18 protein-coding genes and 1 pseudogene are annotated in these 19,329 nt (G+C 61.1%); 9 read left to right on the top strand and 10 right to left on the bottom strand.

The window, feature by feature from the left end:
* Positions 1-11: 11 nt before the first annotated feature.
* From BLR34_RS14495 to BLR34_RS14505, 3 genes are all read left to right on the top strand, one after another.
* On the top strand, positions 12-1,151 hold the full coding sequence (locus tag BLR34_RS14495) for an Mrp/NBP35 family ATP-binding protein (protein ID WP_092704308.1): 1,140 nt from the start codon (positions 12-14) through the stop codon (positions 1,149-1,151).
* A 51-nt stretch (positions 1,152-1,202) separates the two neighbouring features.
* Positions 1,203-1,607, top strand: a complete 405-nt coding sequence (locus BLR34_RS14500) for an SHOCT domain-containing protein (RefSeq protein WP_176765344.1) — start codon at positions 1,203-1,205, stop codon at positions 1,605-1,607.
* Positions 1,608-1,806: 199 nt separating this feature from the next.
* Positions 1,807-3,216, top strand: coding sequence for a class II fumarate hydratase (locus tag BLR34_RS14505; protein ID WP_092704310.1), 1,410 nt, complete (start codon positions 1,807-1,809; stop codon positions 3,214-3,216).
* Here BLR34_RS14505 and BLR34_RS14510 read toward each other — a convergent pair.
* Positions 3,197-4,219: an NAD(P)H-dependent flavin oxidoreductase gene (locus BLR34_RS14510; protein WP_092704312.1), complete on the bottom strand. Its 1,023-nt coding sequence runs from the start codon at positions 4,217-4,219 to the stop codon at positions 3,197-3,199. The genes BLR34_RS14505 and BLR34_RS14510 overlap by 20 nt on opposite strands.
* A 45-nt stretch (positions 4,220-4,264) precedes the next feature.
* Complete coding sequence (locus tag BLR34_RS14515) at positions 4,265-4,648, bottom strand: histone acetyltransferase (RefSeq protein ID WP_092704314.1); 384 nt, start codon at positions 4,646-4,648, stop codon at positions 4,265-4,267.
* 116 nt (positions 4,649-4,764) lie between these two features.
* Between BLR34_RS14515 and BLR34_RS14520 the strand changes: the two genes are divergently transcribed.
* The 3 genes from BLR34_RS14520 to BLR34_RS14530 all read left to right on the top strand — a co-directional run bounded on the left by BLR34_RS14520 (position 4,765) and on the right by BLR34_RS14530 (position 6,417).
* On the top strand, positions 4,765-5,157 hold the full coding sequence (locus tag BLR34_RS14520) for a hypothetical protein (RefSeq protein WP_092704316.1): 393 nt from the start codon (positions 4,765-4,767) through the stop codon (positions 5,155-5,157).
* Positions 5,158-5,267: 110 nt separating this feature from the next.
* Positions 5,268-6,008 (top strand): NRDE family protein, encoded by a 741-nt coding sequence (locus BLR34_RS14525; RefSeq protein WP_092704318.1) that lies wholly within the window; start codon positions 5,268-5,270, stop codon positions 6,006-6,008.
* 58 nt (positions 6,009-6,066) lie between these two features.
* Positions 6,067-6,417: a helix-turn-helix transcriptional regulator gene (locus tag BLR34_RS14530; RefSeq protein ID WP_092704320.1), complete on the top strand. Its 351-nt coding sequence runs from the start codon at positions 6,067-6,069 to the stop codon at positions 6,415-6,417.
* Between the two features lies 1 nt (position 6,418).
* On the opposite strand, the gene ygfZ is transcribed toward BLR34_RS14530, so the two are convergent.
* The 5 genes from ygfZ to BLR34_RS14555 all read right to left on the bottom strand — a co-directional run bounded on the left by ygfZ (position 6,419) and on the right by BLR34_RS14555 (position 11,400).
* On the bottom strand, positions 6,419-7,513 hold the full coding sequence (ygfZ, locus tag BLR34_RS14535; RefSeq protein WP_092704322.1) for a CAF17-like 4Fe-4S cluster assembly/insertion protein YgfZ: 1,095 nt from the start codon (positions 7,511-7,513) through the stop codon (positions 6,419-6,421).
* Positions 7,514-7,517: 4 nt separating this feature from the next.
* Positions 7,518-8,483, bottom strand: a complete 966-nt coding sequence (locus BLR34_RS14540) for a PfkB family carbohydrate kinase (protein WP_092704324.1) — start codon at positions 8,481-8,483, stop codon at positions 7,518-7,520.
* A gap of 37 nt (positions 8,484-8,520) precedes the next feature.
* On the bottom strand, positions 8,521-9,243 hold the full coding sequence (locus BLR34_RS14545; protein WP_092704326.1) for a hypothetical protein: 723 nt from the start codon (positions 9,241-9,243) through the stop codon (positions 8,521-8,523).
* Positions 9,244-9,290: 47 nt separating this feature from the next.
* Complete coding sequence (locus BLR34_RS14550) at positions 9,291-10,820, bottom strand: amidohydrolase (protein WP_092704328.1); 1,530 nt, start codon at positions 10,818-10,820, stop codon at positions 9,291-9,293.
* A gap of 64 nt (positions 10,821-10,884) precedes the next feature.
* Positions 10,885-11,400 (bottom strand): macro domain-containing protein, encoded by a 516-nt coding sequence (locus BLR34_RS14555; protein ID WP_092704330.1) that lies wholly within the window; start codon positions 11,398-11,400, stop codon positions 10,885-10,887.
* Positions 11,401-11,517: 117 nt separating this feature from the next.
* Here BLR34_RS14555 and secF point away from each other — a divergent pair, with 117 nt between their 5' ends.
* From secF to BLR34_RS14570, 3 genes and pseudogenes are all read left to right on the top strand, one after another.
* The gene (secF, locus tag BLR34_RS14560) at positions 11,518-12,387 is read left to right on the top strand and encodes a protein translocase subunit SecF (protein ID WP_092704332.1); all 870 of its coding nucleotides are present in this window, start codon (positions 11,518-11,520) and stop codon (positions 12,385-12,387) included.
* On the top strand, positions 12,384-13,982 hold the full coding sequence (locus BLR34_RS14565; protein WP_092704334.1) for a preprotein translocase subunit SecD: 1,599 nt from the start codon (positions 12,384-12,386) through the stop codon (positions 13,980-13,982). The genes secF and BLR34_RS14565 overlap by 4 nt, the downstream gene beginning before the upstream one ends.
* Positions 13,983-14,021: 39 nt before the next feature.
* Positions 14,022-14,939, top strand: a pseudogene (locus BLR34_RS14570) (NAD-dependent epimerase/dehydratase family protein).
* A 30-nt stretch (positions 14,940-14,969) separates the two neighbouring features.
* Here BLR34_RS14570 and BLR34_RS14575 read toward each other — a convergent pair.
* The 3 genes from BLR34_RS14575 to BLR34_RS14585 form a co-directional block, all read right to left on the bottom strand.
* Positions 14,970-16,433 (bottom strand): oligosaccharide flippase family protein, encoded by a 1,464-nt coding sequence (locus tag BLR34_RS14575; RefSeq protein WP_092704336.1) that lies wholly within the window; start codon positions 16,431-16,433, stop codon positions 14,970-14,972.
* A gap of 158 nt (positions 16,434-16,591) precedes the next feature.
* Positions 16,592-17,665, bottom strand: a complete 1,074-nt coding sequence (locus tag BLR34_RS14580) for an N-acetylneuraminate synthase family protein (protein ID WP_092704338.1) — start codon at positions 17,663-17,665, stop codon at positions 16,592-16,594.
* Positions 17,655-19,292, bottom strand: a complete 1,638-nt coding sequence (locus BLR34_RS14585) for a cytidylyltransferase domain-containing protein (RefSeq protein ID WP_092704340.1) — start codon at positions 19,290-19,292, stop codon at positions 17,655-17,657. The genes BLR34_RS14580 and BLR34_RS14585 overlap by 11 nt, the downstream gene beginning before the upstream one ends.
* Positions 19,293-19,329: the final 37 nt, after the last annotated feature.

Raw genomic sequence — 19,329 nt, forward strand, 5'->3', positions numbered from 1 at the left:
TTATCTATGATATGGACGTCTCACCTGCAGACGTAGAAGACGCTCTACGAGAGGTAGAGGATCCGCGAATCGGTGACGACATCGTCTCGCTGGACCTCGTCAACAGCATCGCCATCGAGGACGACACCGCCGACGTCTCCGTCGCGTTCAATACGCCGTTTGCGCCCTCTGAGATGGAGCTGGGCAAGGAGATTCGGTCGGTTGTGAGCGACCTCGGGCTCGACCCCGAACTGCACGCCGACGTGAGCGCAGACCAGGGGTTCGACGAGGAGGTCTTCCCAAACATCCGCAACGTGGTCGCCGTTGCCTCCGGAAAGGGTGGCGTCGGCAAGACGACCGTGGCCGCAAATCTCGCGGCAGGATTCGACAAACTGGGCGCACGGGTCGGACTGCTCGACGCCGACATTCACGGTCCAAATGTCCCTCGGATTTTGCCCGTCCCCGAGGAGCCGAAGGTCACGCCTGACGAGGAGCGCCTGATTCCGCCAGAGTCAGATGGCGTGAAGGTCATGAGTATGGGCTTTCTCGTCAAGAACCAAGACGACCCCGCAGTTATGCGTGGTCCGATGGTCAACAACGTGATGACCCACTTCCTCGAAAACGTCGAATGGGGCACGCTCGACTATCTCGTCGTCGACTTGCCGCCGGGGACTGGTGACGCCTCGCTCGACCTGCTCCAGTCACTGCCGATTGCGGGAGCAGCCATCGTGACGACACCACAACAGATGTCACTCGACGACGCCCGGAAGGGACTGCGCCTGTTCGAGAAACACGACGCACCCATCATGGGTGTCGTCGAGAACATGAGTTCGTTCCACTGTCCGACCTGTGATGACACCCACGACCCGTTCGGGTCGAAAGGGGCCGAGGCAATCGCCGAGGACTACGACGTAGAGTTACTCGGTAAGCTCCCGATTCACGAGGACTTCGGTGCCGACGGGACGGAAGCGCCGGTCGTCAAAGACGAGGCCAGCGCCGCGTACGGCCCGACAATCAAGCTCGTCGAGGAGATGGCCGACCGCGTCAGCGAACTGAACCGCCGGAAAGTCGCCGGCCGAACAGAGAGCGTCAACGCAGGCTCGGCATTCGAGGACCAACCCGCCGGTACCGCGCAGGTCACGACAGACCCCGGACAGGGACCAGGCCGATAACAGGTCAGTCCACCGAAAATTTATATCCAAGGCGGCTATCCAGATGTAGAGATGTCAGCGTCCGATACGGGATACGGCCGCGGCCAGTTGATGGGTATCGTCGCAGTACTCACCTTCGGGCTCACGTCGCTCACGGCGGTACTCGGCGGCGGTGGACTCGTCCCGGCGATTTTTGTTACCGGCTTTTTCCTGATTGTGCCACTTATCGGGTTACTCGGCGACGACTTCCCGCTGGTCGAAGAAAGCGAGGAGGCACCACAGCCAGCACCACGACAAGACCCCGTCGAGACACTACGAGAGCGGTACGCCAGCGGCGAGATTACCCAGGCCGAGTTCGAGCGCCGCCTGGAGTATCTCGTCGAGACCGAAGACCTCAATTTCGACGTGGGAAACGACCTCGGTCAACTCGACACAGAGCGAACTGACACGAGAGAACTCGAACGCGAGCGCCGGTAGCACTCCATCGTCAGTCGGTCACCGGTCATACTGTCTCTCCAACCCAGTCACCCGTCTGCGGTGAGAGGTCCCGGTAAATCGACATATTCTGTGCTAGACCATGGTATGTAAAAACATACCGCTTACAGACTCAACAGCGATAATGGGCCGAGCACAGTATCAGAACTCTTTACGCAGGTCGGTGCGAACCCCCGACCGTATGACTGACGACGACTTTCGCACGGAACGGGATAGCCTCGGCGAGATGCAGGTTCCTGCCGACGCGTACTGGGGTGCCCAGACCCAGCGCGCAGTCGAGAACTTCCCGGTCAGCGACGCGACCTTCGGTCGACGGTTCATTCGGGCGCTCGGTGTCGTCAAGAAGGCTGCGGCACAGGCCAACGACGACCTCGACCTGGTAGACGAGGAGACAGCCGGACACATCGTCGCGGCCGCCGATGAGGTCATCGCCGGCGAACACGACGACCAGTTCCCGGTCGACATCTTCCAGACCGGCTCTGGCACCTCCTCGAATATGAACGCAAACGAGGTCATCGCCAACCGCGCGACCGAACTCGCAGGCGGTGAGGTCGGGAGCCGGGATATCCACCCCAACGACCACGTCAACTACGGCCAGTCGAGCAACGACGTGATTCCGACGGCGATGCACATCGCCGCACTGGAGGCCGTCGAGAACGACGTGTTGCCCGCACTGGAGACACTCAAAGAGGAACTCACGGCCAAGGAAGACGACTTCGAGGACGTCGTCAAGACCGGCCGGACCCACCTCCAAGACGCGACGCCCGTCACCCTCGGTCAGGAGTTCGGCGGCTACCGGACTCAGATAGAGAAGGGAATCCAGCGCGTCAAGGATAGTCGTGACCATCTCTCCGAGCTGGCACTGGGCGGCACCGCGACCGGCACCGGCCTCAACACACATCCCGAATTCCCGTGGCGCGCCGCCGAGTACATCTCCGAGGAGACGAATATCTCCTTCCGGGAGGCAGACAACCACTTCGAGGCCCAGGCCGCCCACGACGCCATGAGCGAGGCCCACGGTGCCCTGCGGACGGTCGCTGGCAGCCTCAACAAGATTGCGAACGACCTCCGCCTGCTCGCCTCCGGCCCCCGCAACGGACTGGGTGAAATCGAACAGCCCGAGAACCAGCCCGGCTCCTCGATTATGCCCGGCAAAATCAACCCCGTCGTCGCCGAGTCGGTCAATCAGGTTCACAAGCAGGTGGTCGGCAACGACGCGGCCATCGCCGCTGGCGCGGCCGAGGGTCAGATAGACCTCAACCTCTACAAGCCGGTGCTGGCCTACAACTTCCTCCAGTCGGCCAAGATTATCGCAAACAGCAGCGAGGTATTCGCCGAGCGGTTCGTCGCAAAGCTCGAAGCCAACCGCGAGCACTGCGCCGACAAGGTCGAACAGAGCATGGCGCTTGCGACGGCGCTCAACCCCGCAATCGGCTACGACAAGGCGAGCGAAGTCGCAAAGACTGCACTCAAAGAAGACAAGACCGTCCGCGAGGTCGCCATCGAGAAAGGCTACCTGAGCGAAGACGAGGCCGACGAGGTGCTCGACCCCGCGAAGATGACCGACCGCGTCATTCTCGGCGACGAGTAACGGGCAGGTCACCGAGTGCGGCGTTCGTCCCGGCTGCTAGTTCGTCGACGAGGTCGCCTGCGGCCTGTGTATCCTCGGTCAGTCCAACGCTCTGTCCGGCATACAGCGGCAGTTCCTCGACAGCGCCGTCCATTCCCGGGACCGCCAGCGAGTCCTCGTAGCGTCGAACCGGGTCGCAGTCGGGCGTCTGTGCGACGGTCTCGCCCGCGCCGGGCCGGTCTGATTCCGGACGGCCGGCGTCTGTCCAGCGCTCGACTGTCTCGTTTTCGAGGACGCGATGTGGAACATCGGGCCACCCCTCGTCGAACGGCGTCCCAAAGACCGTTGCCGTCTCGTCTGCCGTGAGGACGCGCTCCCGGTAGAGCCGGTGGATACGCGCCTCGTCGGTCGCCAGAAAACGCGTGCCGAGCCACGCGCCGTCGGCTCCGAGCGCGAGCGCCGCGGCGACTCCTCGCCCGTCGGCGATACCGCCGGCAGCGACGACCGGCGTCTCGGGGACGGCGTCGACGACACGAGGAACAAGCGGGAGCGTGGCGACCTCGCTCTGGACGTGTCCCCCGGCCTCCCACCCCTGCGCGACGACGATATCGACACCGGCCTCGACCGCCTCGGTCGCCTCGACACCACTGCCGACAGTCTGGAGGACCGTGCCGCCGTTGTCGTGAATCTGCTCGACGTACGGCCTGGCGTCACCGAACGAGAACGAGAACACCTCGACGCCCTCGTCGAGACAGCACTCGACCTGTCGTGCTGTCGACGTGGACTTCGCCTCCGGGTCGAGGACAATATTTACCGCGACGGTGCCCGCTGTCTGGTCGAGCATCTCGGAGACAGCGGCTCGTATCGCCTCGGGGTCACGCCAGGTGACAGCGAGCGTACCGAGCCCCCCTGCGTCGGCGACGGCACAGGCGAGGTCGGGACAGGTCGCGCTCCCTATCGGTGCCTGGACAATCGGTACATCGAGGTCGAGACGCTCGGTGAGTCGCGTCGATAGCTGAGCCATGCCATCTGCATGCAGGTGGGCTCCCTTCGTTCTTGCTGTCGTGGGTCACTCCGTTCCGACCTGCTGACAGCGGTCGATCCAGACCTCCTGGAACGTGTCGGGTTCGACGATTCGACCCCGGAGGTCGGTGACCGTCTCGACGCCTTCCTCCTCGCACCACGAGATACAGGCACGATACACCTCGAAGTCGTACTTCTCGCGGACCTTCGTGTCGCGCTCGACAGAGAGGGTCTCTTCGCCGGCGAGGTACGCCGCGAACGCACGCGTGTGTCCGTCCGAGAGATACCACTCCTCTTCGTGTTCGAAGACCGGGAGCGGCCCGTACTCGGGGTCGTCGAAATCGAACCACGCCAGCACGTCCGCGAGCTTCTCACTCGAGAGATACAGCTGGGAAGGGTGAACGTCTTCGAGGGGCAGGTCCCGTGACATCGGCGACGGATTCAGACCGAAAACGCCTAAGCGTACCGACTCGCCGGGAATTTAATTGTCGAGCTAAATATTGTGATACAATAACAACCATATAGACTGCCACCGTTGTTGGTCGTATGGAGTACTTCGACTCCAGTTTTGCAACAGTTCAGTACGACGAACGAACCGGGGCAGTGGTCGGGGAATTGCGCGAGTTCGTCAAGGGAGAGCCGTTTCAGGAGTATATGGACGCGATAATTGACGCCATCGCGGACCAGTCCACGACGAAAGTCATCGCGGACACGAGTTCGTTCGAGGGTGCCCTCACCGAAGACGACCAGGTGTGGTCGGTCCAGGACTGGGCACCGCGTGCCGAAGAAGCCGGCCTGGAGACGATGGCGCTCGTGAGGCCCGAGTCAGTCCTCGCGAAGATGAGCGTCGACAACATCATCGAGATGACCGACGACTCCATCAAGCGTGACGTGTTCAGCGACCGCGAGAAAGCAGAAGAGTGGATTCGACAACAGTGACCAACACTCGCATCGCCGGAAACGGTCTTTTTTCGGCGATTCGAAGCGAGCATCGACCACAACGGCGGTCGACCCGTCGGCTTTAGTCGGCCCGTGTCGTACTGTTTTCTGTGTGTACGCTAACCTTCGCCTGGCAGGTCTTCGAGGACGCACCGCTGCTCGTGGCGGCCAATCGCGACGAGGTGCTTGATAGACCTTCGGAGCCACCGGCACGCCGTGACTGGGAGACAGATGTCGTCGCGCCGAGAGATAGTCGAGCCGACGGGACCTGGCTCGGCTACAACGAACACGGCGTCGTCGTCGGCATCACGAACCGCTGGCTCGACGCCGATATCGAGGGCGAACGCTCGCGTGGCCTGTTGGTTCGGGACGCTCTCGGGGCCGAAACCGCAGAGGAGGCAGTCAGGACCGTCGAGCGGGAACTCGTCGAGCAGACCTACGACGGCTTCAACCTCATCGCGGCAGACACGAACGCCGCAGTACTCGTGGAGTCAGGGCACGAGCGGCGGGTGAGGGCGCTCTCGCCGGGCGTTCATGTCGTCGTCAACGTCGGCGCAGACGGCGGGTACGCTGTCCCGGCGCGCCGACAGGAGGCCGGCGAACAACAGGCCAGAAACGCCGACGCCGTCCGAGGAGCGCTCAAACCAGAACCGGGCGAGCGGCCCGCGGGCTGGCTCGACCGGGCAGCGGCAGTGCTCGGAGACCACGAGTACGGCGTCTGTGTCCACGGCGACGGGTTCGGGACGAAGAGCGCCTCCCTGCTGTGGCTGGCCGACGACAAGCGCCGCTACGAGTTCGCAGACGGGCCGCCCTGTGAGAGCGACTTCGAGCGAGTTGCTGCCGAGGTCTGACCCCGACAGACTCCGAACCGAAGCTACTATTTAAGTAGCGCAGTGACACAACGTACATATGAGCACCACATCCGCGGAGGAGGAACTCGACGAGGACGAGCGTCGAGGACTGGAACTCATCCGGGAGACGGGCGGGATTCACCAGAGTAACTTCTGGAAGGAACTCGACGTGTCGTCGCGCAAGGGGAGTCGCATCGTCGATACGCTGTCCGAGAACGACCTCATCGACCGTGACGAGACCGTCTACGAGGGTCACAACACGTACTACCTATCGCCGACAGCGAAAGACCTCGAATTCTCGCTGCTGATGGCCGGTGATATGCTCTCGCCGTTTGTCGGCGACGAGGAAGTCGACCCACAGAGCGACCTGTTCTCTCAGTGGGTCATGAACCTCGCCTACGAGGAGTAACTCACGGCTGCGGGAGCCGCGCTGACTGTTCTGACCCGTCGACAAACGGGAGCGTAACTGCGGTCGCAGCGACATCGCTGCCGTCGATGCGAACGGTCAGGGCGGCGTCGACTTCGATTTTCTCGCCGACTGCTCTGTCGACCAGCGCGAGTGCAAAGGGCACGTCTCGGAGCGGGCTCTCGGCAGTCCGAGTTATCTCGCCGACGTGTTCGTCGCCGTCGAACACTGCGGCTCCTGCCTCCGAGACCTCCTCTGTGACGAGTCCAACCAGCCGCTTTGTCGGTTCGCCGCGGTTCTCGACCCGTGAGACGACCTCCTGGCCGACGAAACAGCCCTTGTCGTAGTCGACGGCGTTGGCGAGTCCGAGATTGTTCGGCACACCGCCGTCGAGTTCTGTCTCGAACAGGGGCGTGCCCGCTTCGAGCGTGAGTGATTCCCAGGTCCGGTAGCCAAATGGGGCCGCGTTCTGTCCGCGGTTGACCAGCGTATCGAAGACGTACAGGGCATCGTCGGCCTCCGCGACGACGTGATACCCCTCCTCACCGGCCGGTCCGTCCATCCGGATGACGGTGACGCCCACGTCGGCCATCGAGCCCCGCACAAACGTCAGCGGCTCTCGGGGCGTTTCCGCCGAGATGACACTCGCTATCTTCTCTGTCGCCTTGGGGCCGTGGACACCGAAGTAGGCGAACTGGTCGGTGACGAGTTCGACCTCGACGTCCTGAATGAACGTCTTCTCGCCCCAGTCGTCGGCAACTGCGTCTCCGTTCCCCGGCGGGAGGAACACGAGGAGGCGCTCGCCGGCGTTGAAGATGTACATGTCGGTCCGAATCCGGCCCTGTGGCGTCAACAACAGCGCGTAGACCCCGTGTCCGTCGGCCTCCGGGACGGTGTTCGAAACCGCGTTGTCGACGAATTCGAGGCGGTCCTCGCCGGTCACCGACAGGATGTCGGCGGCGTACTCGATGACCCCCGATGCGTTTCGGACGGCCCGATGTGACCGTTCCGGCCGGCCGTAGTCGGTGACGACCTCGCGGCCGCCACGCGTTCCAAATGCCGCACCGTGGTCGTCGTGAACGTCTGTGAGTAGCGTCATTCCGTTATCGGGACTGTTCGTCCACCTGCTCCGTTAGTGATTCGATTTCGTCGCCGTCGACGCTGAGGAACGGGCCAGGAATCGTCTTCACGAGGACAGAACTGGCGACGGCGACACTGAGTGCGCGCGCGGCGTCTGACCCCTGGACGAGTTCGTGAAGCAGCCCACCGGTGAACGCGCTCGCGTCCCCCATTGGGTCGACTATTTCGGCGTCGATGGCGGTCCGCTCGTGGACGACGTTGGTCCCGGGCGTATCGTGAAGTGCAATTGCGCTGCCGTCAGCTCGTCTGATGACGACCATCTGGAGGTCGTATATCGCAGAGAGTGTGTTCGTCAGTTCCCGGGGTGAGCCGGTTTCGTTGAGTACCTCGCCGACCGCGTCGTCGGTCGTGATGAAGACATCGACCTCGTCAGCGAGTGTCTCGAAAGCCTGTTTGAACGACTCCGGAGACGCCAGCCCGGGTGTGTAATCGAGTTCGACCGCGGTGACCGTCCCGCTGCCCGCACTCGCTCGGAGGATCGCCTCGGCGGTGTCCGCGGCGGCCGAGGAGAGGACGGCCGAGCTCACAGCGGTATAGACGAGCGAGGCGTCTTGCATTCGCTCTATCGGGAACTCACCGGGTTGAGCAGACGAGAGTGCGGTATCTCGGCGGTCGTGCCAGTATCTGCTTTCGCGTGGTGGTGCGGCCGCCTCTCGAAACGAGATGCCCTGGCGGTAGCTGTCGTCGGTCCAGGTGACGGCCGTCTCGACGCCGGTGGCGGCAATCTGGCGGGTGACGTTGCGCCCGATAGCAGTGTCGGGTACCTTGCTCACCCAGGCCGCGTCCGTCCCGTGTGCGGCGGCTGCGACAGCCGCGTTACTCTCGGTTCCGTCGGCATACAGTTCGAGCGTCTCAGTCATCTCGATGCGTCCATTACCCGGCGGCGACAGCCGAACCGGGGTCTCCCCAAACGTTACGAGCCCGTCCATACCGGCTCATGCACACCGAGGGGCTTAACGGTCGGGGTCACGCCTGGCCGTCGCCGTCGTCGATATCGTCGACGACATCGGTGACGGTCTCCTCGACAGTCTGTTCGACGGTTTCCTCGACGCTATCTTCGACGGTCTCCTCGACGGCCTGTTCGACTGTCTCTTCGACGCTGTCCTCAACAGTCTGTTCGACGGTCTCCTCGACGCTATCTTCGACAGTCTCCTCGACGGCCTGTTCGACTGTCTCTTCGACGCTACCCCCGACCGTGTCCTCGACGGCCTGCTCGACGGTGTCTTCGACGGTTTCCTCGACGCTATCTTCGACGGTCTCCTCGACGGCCTGTTCGACGGTGGCTCCGACTGATTTTTCGACAGTATGTTGCATCTGCTCGGAGACCGTCTCCTCGACGGCCTGCTCAACCTCCTTACCGACGGCGTCCTCGACAGCGTCGTCCATCGACTGTCCGACAGACTCCTGAACGGCGTCGTCGACCTGGTCGCCGACGGCGTCTTCGACGGTCTGTTCGACCGTTTCGTCGACGCTTTTCTCGACAGTTTCTTGAACGGTCCGGGTCATCCACTCGGGGTCGAACCGCGCCATCTTCCAGACGACGTGGATGACATACGAGAGCAATACACCGATACCAAAGGCGATGCCCACCCCCTGCGGACCAAACAGCATCACGACGACTGCACCGAAAATCAACGCCCCGTAGGTGAGGTCGACGAGCGCATCGACACGCACCGGATTCACGTTCATACTGTCACTAACGATCCGGGTCTTTAATCCTCTGCTGGTCTGTCCGTTCACCCGCGGTCGTCGTAGACAGTCTCGCCGCCGACGACGGTCATCGACACGTCGATGCCGGCAATATCGTCGCTCTCCCAGGGCGACTCCTCGAGTACCACGAAATCGGCGCAGTGGCCCGCTTCGACCGTGCCGAGGCGGTCCTCGTCGAAGCCAGCGTACGCCCCGCCGGCGGTGTAGGCCCGAAGCGCCTCCGTCACTGAGAGAGACTGTGCCTGTGTCGGTGCGTCGACGGCCTGTGCAACGCCAAACAGCGGGTCCATCGGCATGCAGTCACTCCCGAATGCGAGTGTCGCTCCCGACTCGAGTAGCGTCCCGAAGCGATTCGAGTCCTCCCGGCGCTGGTCGCCGATGCGGTCGGTGTAGAGGCCACCCTCTCGTGCCCACTTCAGGAAGTTCGGCTGTGCGGAGACGACGACATCCTCGTCGGCGAGGCGGTCGATGAGGTCGTCTCTGAGTATCTCTGCGTGTTCGATACGGTGGCGCTGGCCGTCGGTTGCCTCGTAAGCGTCGAGTGTGGTCTCGATTGCGCTGTCGCCGATAGCGTGGACCGTCATCTGGAGGCCGGCATCGTCGACACGCTCGATCAGGTCCTGTACTGTCTCCGGGTCGACGACCCAGGAGCCGTCTTCCCCGGGGGCGTCGGCGTACGGCGTCGAGAGCTTCGCGGTTCTGCCGCCGATGCTCCCATCGGTAAACGTCTTGATACCGCCGACACGGACGCGGTCGGTCCCGTGGTTCGTCCGGAGACCGGTCTCGATGACCGCGTCGAAGTGGTCTCGCCAGTAGTTGATGCGGACGCGGACCGACAGCTCGTCGGCCTGGTCGAGTTCCCTGTAGACCCGCGGGGCCGGGGAGTTGCGGACCATGTCGTGGACCCCGGTAATGCCCAAGCTGTTTGCCTCTGCCTGTGCAGCGAGGAGGTACTCGCGCATTCCCTCGGGGTCGGGAGCTGTCTCCTCACGAAGCACGTCGAGTGCGTCTTCGACGACCACGCCGGTCGGCTCGCCGTCCGCTTTCCTGACATCCTCGGCGGGCATCTGGTCGACGTATGCTTCGAGGACGACGCTGTTGACCGAGGCCAGATGGAGGTCCTCGCGGTAGGCGACGACGGGCCGGTCGGTGCTGACGCTGTCGAGTTGGTCGCGCGTGAGATACTCCCCGCCCCACGCGCTCTCGTCGTAGCCAAAGCCAAGTACCCAGCCCTCACTCTCCTCACGCTGGGCTGCGAGCAAGTCGAGACAGTCTGTCGGGTCGTCTGCCTCCGAGAGGTCAGCCTCGGTCGCGTACTTGCCGACGATGTCCATGTGCGTGTGCGCGTCGATGAACCCGGGGAGGAGCGTCCGCCCCTCCAGGTCGATTACTTCTGTCTCGACGCCGTTGAGGAACTCGACTTCGTAGGCCGAGTCCACGCGGACGATACTGCCGTCTCGGACGGCGACGGCCTCGGCTGTCGGCTCGCCCGTCTCCTCGGCCGTGAGCGGATGGACGGCCGCGTTCGTGAAGATGCGGTCAGCAGCCTGTGTCATGGTACGCACACCGGCCGCGAGCGCGTTAACCGTTTGGGAACACGGTCACCTCGGACCAGAACTGTCACTCCGCGTCGCCGTGGACGGTGTCGACGACGGCTCTGACGGTTTCGTACTCCTCGTCGGCGTACGCGATGAACTGAACGTCTGTCAGCGTGTCTGGCTCGTAGCTGGCGACTGTCTCGGCGATGAGACGCGCACCCTCCCGGAGGTCGAACCCGGCGACGCCACAGCCGAGGGCCGGAACGACGAGCGACTCCGCCCCGAGGTCGTCGGCCCGTGCGAGCGCGTTCCGTGTCGCGTCGGCGATGCTCTCAGCGGTCGCCTGCCCGTCGCCGTAGTGTGGCATCGCGGCGGCGTGGATTACGTACTCGGCATCGAGGTCGTAGGCGTCGGTGACGGCGACCTCGCCGAGTTCGACCGGCCCCTTCGACATCGCTGCGTCGTTCAGTTCCTCCCCACCCGCCCGACGGAGCGCACCGGCGACACCTGACCCCATCTGAAGACTCGTTCCCGCCGCGTTGACCAGTACGTCCGCGGACTGTTGTGCGATGTCACCTTGTATCACCGCAACGTGCATACACAGTTCACCTGGACAGTTGTTCGCTACGGGTGATAAAAATAGTAGCGCCAGACGACAGCGACCGGGCGAGAGGATACAAAAAGGCTTATTCAGCACGGTGTAAGAGCACATTCCATGGGACGTATCGATGTCGAGAGAGTCCCCTATGAGGACTACTCTAACCGCCAGCTAATCGCCGTGCCACTGGCGATTCTCGCGGTTGCTATTGGGGTGTTGGCCCTCGCATATCTACTCACAGGGACGCCGGTCGCATTGGGATTTGATTTCACAGGCGGGACAACCGTCCAGTTCACCGCCGACGATGCCTCTGCCGGCGACATCCGTGACGACCTTTCCGGGTTCGAGACCGAGTCTGTCCGGTCGATTGGCTTTGGCAACGACTACGAGGTCGAGACGCAACTCGAAGAGACCGACGAACTCGAGTCGGCTATCGAAGACAGATACGGCGACGACGCCATACAGTCCGTCGAGACGCGGTCGGCGAAGTTCGGTGGCGACACACAACGGGAAGCGCTAGTGGGTGTCGTGGTTGCGTTTCTCGGCATGTCGGTTCTCGTTGCGCTCATCTTCCGGTCGCTCGTGCCGAGCGTCGCGGTTGTCGCCTCGGCGTTTTCGGATATCGTCGTGCCGCTCGCGCTGATGCGCGTGTTCGGTATCGAACTGAGTCTTGGTGCCGTGGCCGCGCTGTTGATGATTATCGGATACAGCGTGGACTCGGACATCCTGCTGAACAACCACGTCCTGAAACGCCACGGCGAGTTCTACGACAGTGCCTACCGGGCGATGCGAACAGGTGTGTCGATGACGCTTACCTCCGTCGCCGCGATGGTCACGATGGCAATCGTTTCCCGGTTACTCGGGATTCCGCTGCTCGATGACGTCGCCCTCATCCTGACTTTCGGATTAGTGACCGACCTGCTCAACACCTACATGCTCAACATAAGTCTACTTCGGTGGTACAAGTACGAAGGGGTGAAACGATGATTGACGTGCGAGACAACTGGCGAGTGTTGCTGTTGCTCGGCCTGTGTGTACTCGCTGCACTCGCGCTGTTTGGCCCGCTGGGTGCAGATTCCGGTGACACGGGACTCAACGAGAGTGAACAGCAGGTCAGCGACCCGACGAATCTCCAGTACGGGCTCGAACTCTCGGGTGGAACCCGAATCCGAGGCCTGCTAGAGGGACTCATCGCCGAGGATATGAACACCGGTGGGGAGGACCCCTCGACCGTAGCGCGAGACTTGGCAAGCGAACTGGAAACCGATGGCATCAACGTCACAGTGCGCCAGCGCGGGCCCGACCGCGCCGACATCGAGCTGTTCGACAGGAGCATCACCGCCTCTGAGTTTGCCGATGGACTCTCAGCCATCGGCATCGACGCCACGACTGACGATATCGAAGACGGGACGACCTCGGAAACACGAAGCGAAGCCGTCGACACGATTTCGGAACGTATCGACAGAACCGGGCTTGGCGGGTCCAGCGTCACGACCGTCAGCTCGGCGACCGGCGAGGACTTCATCGTCGTCGAAGTTCCCGGCGAAGACCGTGAGACGGTCGAGGAACTCATCGGAGACCCGGGACGTGTACAGGTCATCGCCGGCTACCCCGTCAGAACTGACAACGGGACTGAACTTCAGACAGAAGAAGTACTGACCGGCGAAGACTTTACTAACATCTCGCCCGCAGAGCGCCCAGGTAACCGGAATCCGTTCCCGCGAGTGCCGGTGGCGCTCACCGACCAGGCCGGCCAGCGGTACGCCAACCTGATGCAGGAGGCCGGTTTCACCGGCGAGGGTATCGGTGTCTGTGACTTCAACGCGACGGCCCACGACGGGCCACGCGAGGGACAGTGGTGTCTCTACACTGTCGTCGACGGCGAATACGTCTACGGCGCGAGCATGAGTGACGGTCTGGCGGAAGATATCAACGCCGGTGACTTCCGGACGAACCCCTCGTTCGTGCTCCAGACCCAGTCGTTCGAGGAGGCACAACAGCTCGAAGTCAACCTCCGTGCCGGCGCGCTGCCGACGAACCTGACCATCGAATCGTCGAGTTTCATCTCGCCGAGTCTGGCACAGAAGTTCAAGCCACTCGCACTGATAACGGGTATCGCCGCCTGGATATCGGTCGCACTCGTCGTCTACGTCTGGTACCGTGACGTGCGCGTCGCCGTCCCGATGTTCCTCACAGCTAGCAGCGAGGTGTTCCTGTTGCTCGGGTTTGCGGCCTCTTTCGGGATGGCGCTCGACCTGTCTCACATCGCGGGGCTGATTGCCGTCATCGGGACCGGGCTGGACGACCTCATCATCATGGCAGACGAGATATTACAACGCAAGGAGAAAGTCCAGACCGGCCGTGTGTTCCAGAGCCGGTTCCGAAAGGCCTTCTGGGTCATTGGCATGGCTGCCGCGACGACCATCATCGCGATGAGCCCGCTGGCGGTGCTGAGCCTCGGCGACCTGCAAGGATTCGCTATCATCACCATCATCGGTGTGCTCATCGGGGTGTTCATCACCCGACCGGCCTACGGTGACGTACTCCGAACGCTGATGCTCGACGACGTCGACCGGTCGTAGTCTCTCCAGACTTTAGATGGCACCTAGTAACTCGGACGTATGGACGGCCCCAACATCCTCGTCACCGGCGGTGCAGGTTTCATTGGGTCGAACGTCTCCAGTATGATCGCTGGGTCAAACGATGCCGTTGCCCTCAACGACGGTTATCTCGGCGACCAACGCAACCCCGGCGACAAAGTGACGTTTCTCGAACAGAACGTGCTGAACGCCGACCTGCCGACAGACGTGGACGTAGTCGTTCACCTCGCGGCGCAGTCTTGGTACGCGATGCACGAAGGGAAACACGGCTCACGGTGCGCGAAAACGTCGAAGGGTTCGTCAGCGTTGTTGAGCAGGCACGACACGACGGCTGTGACACCGTTGTCTACGCCTCAACATCCTCGATTTACGGCTCACAGACCGACCCTTTCCCCGAGGAGATAGAGGTGACCGTAAACACCGGCTACGAGGCCTCGAAGATGGCCCCGAACGCTACGTCGAGTACTTCTCGAACCACTACAACCTCACGGTGTGTGGACTCCGCCTCTTTTCGGTCTACCAGGGCTACGGCGGGTCGGAGGCACACAAGGACGAGTACGCGAACGTCATCGCGCAGTTCGCCGACGACATCGCCCACGGCCGCTCGCCAGAGCTCTACGGCGACGGCACGCAGACCCGCGACTTCACGCACGTTTCCGACGTCGCCCGGGCGTTCGAACTGGCCGCGACCACGAGCTGGACGGGGTGTACAACGTGGGGATGGACCGGCACGTCTCGTGCGACGAACTGGTCGGGATGCTCAACGACGAACTCGGGACGGATATCGAACCGACCTACGTCGAGAACCCGATTCCGGAGAGCGTCTACGTCCACGACACCTGTGCTGATGCGAGCAAGCTCCGGGAGGCAACGGGCTGGGAGCCGCAGGTGTCGCTGGAGGAAGGACTTCGGCAGGTCTGTTCGGCGTACGGAGAGTAGAATCTTCTCTCCGTTCGTTCAGTAGAATATTTAACTCACGAACGGGAGTCCAATCGGAACGTTCCGATCAACGGTGGCACGAAAGGGAGGGGAGATGACGAACAGCGTCAGGAAATATACAGCTGCACCGCTCGGGACCAGCAGGGCGACTACAAGCGCGTTGTTGAGGATATCTACTGTCTCGATAGCGCCAAGAGTAATCCAGACAACTCCGCCCATCACGAACGCGGAGATGACCTGCTTCGTCGGCTCGCGTATGGGGATATCGAAATCAATCAATCGGGAGAGCGCGACGTACGAGAGGAACAGTCCGACAACTGTCGAGAACACCGTGGCGACCGCCGCCCCTTCAATGCCAAACTGCGAGATGAGCGCCAGGTTAAGAATAACATTGAGGGCGACAAAAACCGCGTTGATACGAAACGTAATGTCTGGCCGATCAAGCGCGTTGAGCGCATTCAAGAACTGACTTTGGTAGGAGTAGATTAGCGTTGCGAGAATAAGAAGAGCCAGAACCGCTGCCCCTCTTCGAAACTCTGGTCCATAAAGGCGAAGGAGGTGTTCTGCGAGAATAGACCCGCCAACCAGTCCCGGTATTGCGATAAGGCCGGTGTAAGCCAATGCATCTTCAATCAACCCCACGGTAGACTGTTTTGAGGCCTGTGAAGACTTAAAACTAATTTCTGGGAAGATTGTCCTGCTAATTGACGAACCAAATAGTTCAATAAATTTGGCGATAGACCAAGCGACGGAGTAAACACCAACTGACCCCGCCGAAACGAATACCCCCAGCAAGAGGATGTCGACCTGGTTAAATGCGCGTGATTCTAACTTACCTAGCCAAGAGAACTTGGCGTAGTCGAACAGACTCGTGAAGTGTTCTCTCGTGGGTCGTGCAGGCGATACAGTAATCCATCGGAGTCCGACAACACCGACAACGATCCCACCGAGAACCCATCCGATGAGCATACCAGCCAGACTGTACCCCAAGAGAACTAATCCGACCTGAAAGAGTGTTTTACCGCCGATATTAACGATGTCCAAGAGCCCCCGAATGTGAACCATCCGTTGTGCGACCAATAGCCGGAATACTGTACGAGAAAAGAGCCTGGCGAACAAAACAGCGATGACGAACCAGATGACAGCAGTGGAGACGTAGACATCGAACTCATCAATGTATGCAGTAACCCAGGGTTCGAACAGCACGAGACCTAACGAGAGGACACCAAGAATTGATAGCGTCCAGACCACTGCGGCTACCAAAAACTTCCCCTGGTTAGGACCCTCTCCCTCACTAATCCGCTTTTTCATTGCTTCGCCTATTCCGAGGTCAGCCGATAGCATCAACCAACTCGAAAAGGTCATAACTAGCGCGTAGAGACCCATGACCTCAGTGCCAAGGGTACGGGCAAAATAGAGTGTCGAGAGGAACCCTACAGCCGACGCAATTAATTGAGAGACAAAGACAATAATTGAAGTTTGTCCAATTTTCATCGAATTCTCCTCATTTTTCGTTGTTATATTCAGGAATGGCGGTCATCATTGAGTCACAGTCACTCAACTGCCAAGAGAGGTTTCTCAGGTCAGAGTTAAAACGTCCTCGAAAGTCTAGCGCGACATTTGAACCAGCAACAGCCCTATTCATACGGGTGTTACAGCATATCCCACATCAGGATCTCGTCTGCATCGATGTCTTTTGGCGCAACTCTCCCGACTACCTCGTCAAGCATCGCGGGTTCGATTCCAGTACCAGGGCGCTTGACTGCGATGTGCTCCCGTGTTATCGTCTCGGCTTCATCGATGTCCGTCGCTGCGACAAGACTCCTGCGCGCGTAAAGACGGCTGTCCTCCTCCGGTTCAATTGGGTGCTTGACGTGCTCGCCGGTCGTCCTCGCAATGAACGCCAGGTTGTCCCGGAACTCTCGAACGTCGTCCGGATTCATGGCATGGTAGTGGTCGTTGCCCTCCAGCGTCTTGTCGAGCGTGAAGTGTTTCTCGATGACGTCTGCACCCCGAACCGTCGCGTTGACCAGCGTCAACATGGCGTCGTCCGGAGGTACGTGGTCTGAATAACCGGTGGTGTACTCCGGGAACGCGCGGTCAATGTGCTCGATCATACCCAGGTTCGCGTTCTCCGGATCGGTCGGATACTGGAGAATGCAATGCATTAGACAGAGGTTAACGTCGTCGGCCTCAGATTCGATGACTCGCACCGCCTCGTCGATCTCGCCGACCGTGCTCGCCCCGGTGGACAGGAGAATCGGCTTTCCCTTCCTCGCGATGTGTCGCAACAGTGGATAGTTCGTGATGTCCGCGCTGGCGACCTTGTAGGCTGGCACCAGATTATCGAGATAATCTACGGCCTCGTGGTCGAACGGCGTCGAGAGGAAGTCGATGTCGTAGTTGCTGGCTGACCACGCCGCAATCTCTTCGAACTCCGCCGCGCCGAATTCGTCATACTGCGAGAACAGCTCATACTGCGAGGCCGTGGACTCCTCCTCGGTATCCCAGTAGGCCGGCGAGTTCCGCGATGCCAGGCTCTCCGCGGAGTAGGACTGGAACTTCACCGCATCGACGCCTGCATCGGCCGCCTGCGCAACCATCTTCTTCGCGGCCGCGACCTTCGAGATGTCCTCCTCGTCGGCGATGTCGAAGTGATTGACCCCAATTTCGGCTATCAGGTACGGTTGCTGGCGATTGGTCACGTCGGTGTCGTTAATTCTCATGGTCTTTCTCGAAGATGATATTCTTGATCCGATCGATGCCGTTCGCGATGTCGGTGTCCTCAAGTGCCGCCCGCATCGCCTCACGTCTGTCGCTGTCGGTGATACAGTCTTCTACTGCCGTCCGGATGTTCCCCTCCGTGACGTAGTCCGCCTGTCCGAGCGCGAGAATGCCGCGCGAAACATGGGCGTAGGGGTGTTTCTGTTCGCGGTGATTCTGGGCGATAGAGATAGTCGGCAGGTTCATCGAACTGGCCTCGTATAGCGTCCGACCGTTCGACGTAATCAGGAGGTCAGCCTGTTCCATGTGCTCCGCCATCGAGTTGACGTTCTGGCTAATTTTCACATCGATCTGGGCTGGATATCCTTCGATAATTGGCCGCAAGGTCTCCTCCTGGGCATACCCTAGCCCGATCACAACGTCGAGATGTAGGTCGATATCTACGTCAGCGAGCGCGCGGAGCGTCTTGGCAGTGAGGTTGTTCTCGTCTGTCCCCCCGAACGAAATCATGATGCGCTCGACATCGGGTATCGCCTCGTGAGGGGTGGCATAGCGGAACTCGTTCCGCAGACAGAAGTACTTGAACCCGAAGTAGTGATTCTTGGGCGGGTCAGAGTACTCATATAGCGCGTTGACGACCGCATCCGCGTGTTCTGTTCCGTCGCCGAGGTCCTCGAAGTTGACCACACGACAGCCACAGTCCGTGAGCGCCCGCACGTACTCCGCGGAGGTGTCGAGCACGTCATTGACCACCACGTCGGGCGAGGACGACCGAACGTACTCGACGAATGAATCCTCGCTGTCGAAGGTGCGATAGTCATAGTTGCTCTCGTCGAGATTCTCGATGGCGAGATCGTTCCCCTCGACGGTCGCGAACTCGACGTCGTGCTCGAAGATGTGGTCCGCAATAGTGATGCCGCGATACACGTGGCCCGTCCCGGCCTGCCCATTCCCGATTACCCGATACACCACCCGCTTTCTCCGGAGGTAGTTCTCCGCAAGAAGCCAGTCGGCGTACGTGTCAATATCGATGCCCTGACGGGCGGGAACTTCGTGGAATGCCGGGTCGTCGCCGACTCGCCGGCCGTCCCGAATCAGCGAGTTGTGAGAGAGAAAAACGCCGATTTCCTCATAGATTTTGTCCATGTACTGCCGGTTCTTCCGCTCATCGGGGACTGGCGTGTACGAGTCGTCCTCAACCGCCCAGTACTGGTGAGTGCTGTCGCGAACGAAGACGACGCTGTCGCTGTGGGCGTCGAAACCGATCCGGATACCACGGTCGATAGCGTCGGTGGACAGGAGGGGGACGGTCGGCTGTAAACACAGAACGTACTCGAACGCACCGTCTAGCGCGTCGTAGGCGTGCTCCATCACGGGTGCGAGCGGAACCTCGTCAGTGGCCAACTCCACCGGGCGTTCGATGACCTCGTCTGCCCCGTACTTCCGGCCGACTTGTGCGATTTCTCGGCTATCGGTAGTGAGAACGACACTGTCGACAAGTTGTGCGTCCTTGCTCTTGGCGATCGTGTGAGCAACGAGCGGCCTGTCCCCGAGGGCCCGAACGTTCTTGCGGGGTATCCCTTTCGACCCTCCGCGAGCGGGGATGACTGCAACGACGTTACCAGACATTGTTCAAAGTATGTAGAATATTTAATCCACGGGTATA

The organism is Halovenus aranensis (genome assembly GCF_900100385.1).
Classification (GTDB): domain Archaea; phylum Halobacteriota; class Halobacteria; order Halobacteriales; family Haloarculaceae; genus Halovenus; species Halovenus aranensis.

Excerpts from the sequence above, each read along its gene's own strand:
- BLR34_RS14495 (WP_092704308.1), top strand. The coding sequence starts at position 12 with ATGGACGTCTCACCTGCAGACGTAGAAGACGCTCTACGAGAGGTAGAG.
- BLR34_RS14500 (WP_176765344.1), top strand. The coding sequence starts at position 1,203 with ATGTCAGCGTCCGATACGGGATACGGCCGCGGCCAGTTGATGGGTATC.
- BLR34_RS14505 (WP_092704310.1), top strand. The coding sequence starts at position 1,807 with ATGACTGACGACGACTTTCGCACGGAACGGGATAGCCTCGGCGAGATG.
- BLR34_RS14510 (WP_092704312.1), bottom strand. The coding sequence starts at position 4,219 with ATGGCTCAGCTATCGACGCGACTCACCGAGCGTCTCGACCTCGATGTA.
- BLR34_RS14515 (WP_092704314.1), bottom strand. The coding sequence starts at position 4,648 with ATGTCACGGGACCTGCCCCTCGAAGACGTTCACCCTTCCCAGCTGTAT.
- BLR34_RS14520 (WP_092704316.1), top strand. The coding sequence starts at position 4,765 with ATGGAGTACTTCGACTCCAGTTTTGCAACAGTTCAGTACGACGAACGA.
- BLR34_RS14530 (WP_092704320.1), top strand. The coding sequence starts at position 6,067 with ATGAGCACCACATCCGCGGAGGAGGAACTCGACGAGGACGAGCGTCGA.
- ygfZ (WP_092704322.1), bottom strand. The coding sequence starts at position 7,513 with ATGACGCTACTCACAGACGTTCACGACGACCACGGTGCGGCATTTGGA.
- BLR34_RS14540 (WP_092704324.1), bottom strand. The coding sequence starts at position 8,483 with ATGGACGGGCTCGTAACGTTTGGGGAGACCCCGGTTCGGCTGTCGCCG.
- BLR34_RS14545 (WP_092704326.1), bottom strand. The coding sequence starts at position 9,243 with ATGAACGTGAATCCGGTGCGTGTCGATGCGCTCGTCGACCTCACCTAC.
- BLR34_RS14550 (WP_092704328.1), bottom strand. The coding sequence starts at position 10,820 with ATGACACAGGCTGCTGACCGCATCTTCACGAACGCGGCCGTCCATCCG.
- BLR34_RS14555 (WP_092704330.1), bottom strand. The coding sequence starts at position 11,400 with ATGCACGTTGCGGTGATACAAGGTGACATCGCACAACAGTCCGCGGAC.
- secF (WP_092704332.1), top strand. The coding sequence starts at position 11,518 with ATGGGACGTATCGATGTCGAGAGAGTCCCCTATGAGGACTACTCTAAC.
- BLR34_RS14565 (WP_092704334.1), top strand. The coding sequence starts at position 12,384 with ATGATTGACGTGCGAGACAACTGGCGAGTGTTGCTGTTGCTCGGCCTG.
- BLR34_RS14575 (WP_092704336.1), bottom strand. The coding sequence starts at position 16,433 with ATGAAAATTGGACAAACTTCAATTATTGTCTTTGTCTCTCAATTAATT.
- BLR34_RS14580 (WP_092704338.1), bottom strand. The coding sequence starts at position 17,665 with ATGAGAATTAACGACACCGACGTGACCAATCGCCAGCAACCGTACCTG.
- BLR34_RS14585 (WP_092704340.1), bottom strand. The coding sequence starts at position 19,292 with ATGTCTGGTAACGTCGTTGCAGTCATCCCCGCTCGCGGAGGGTCGAAA.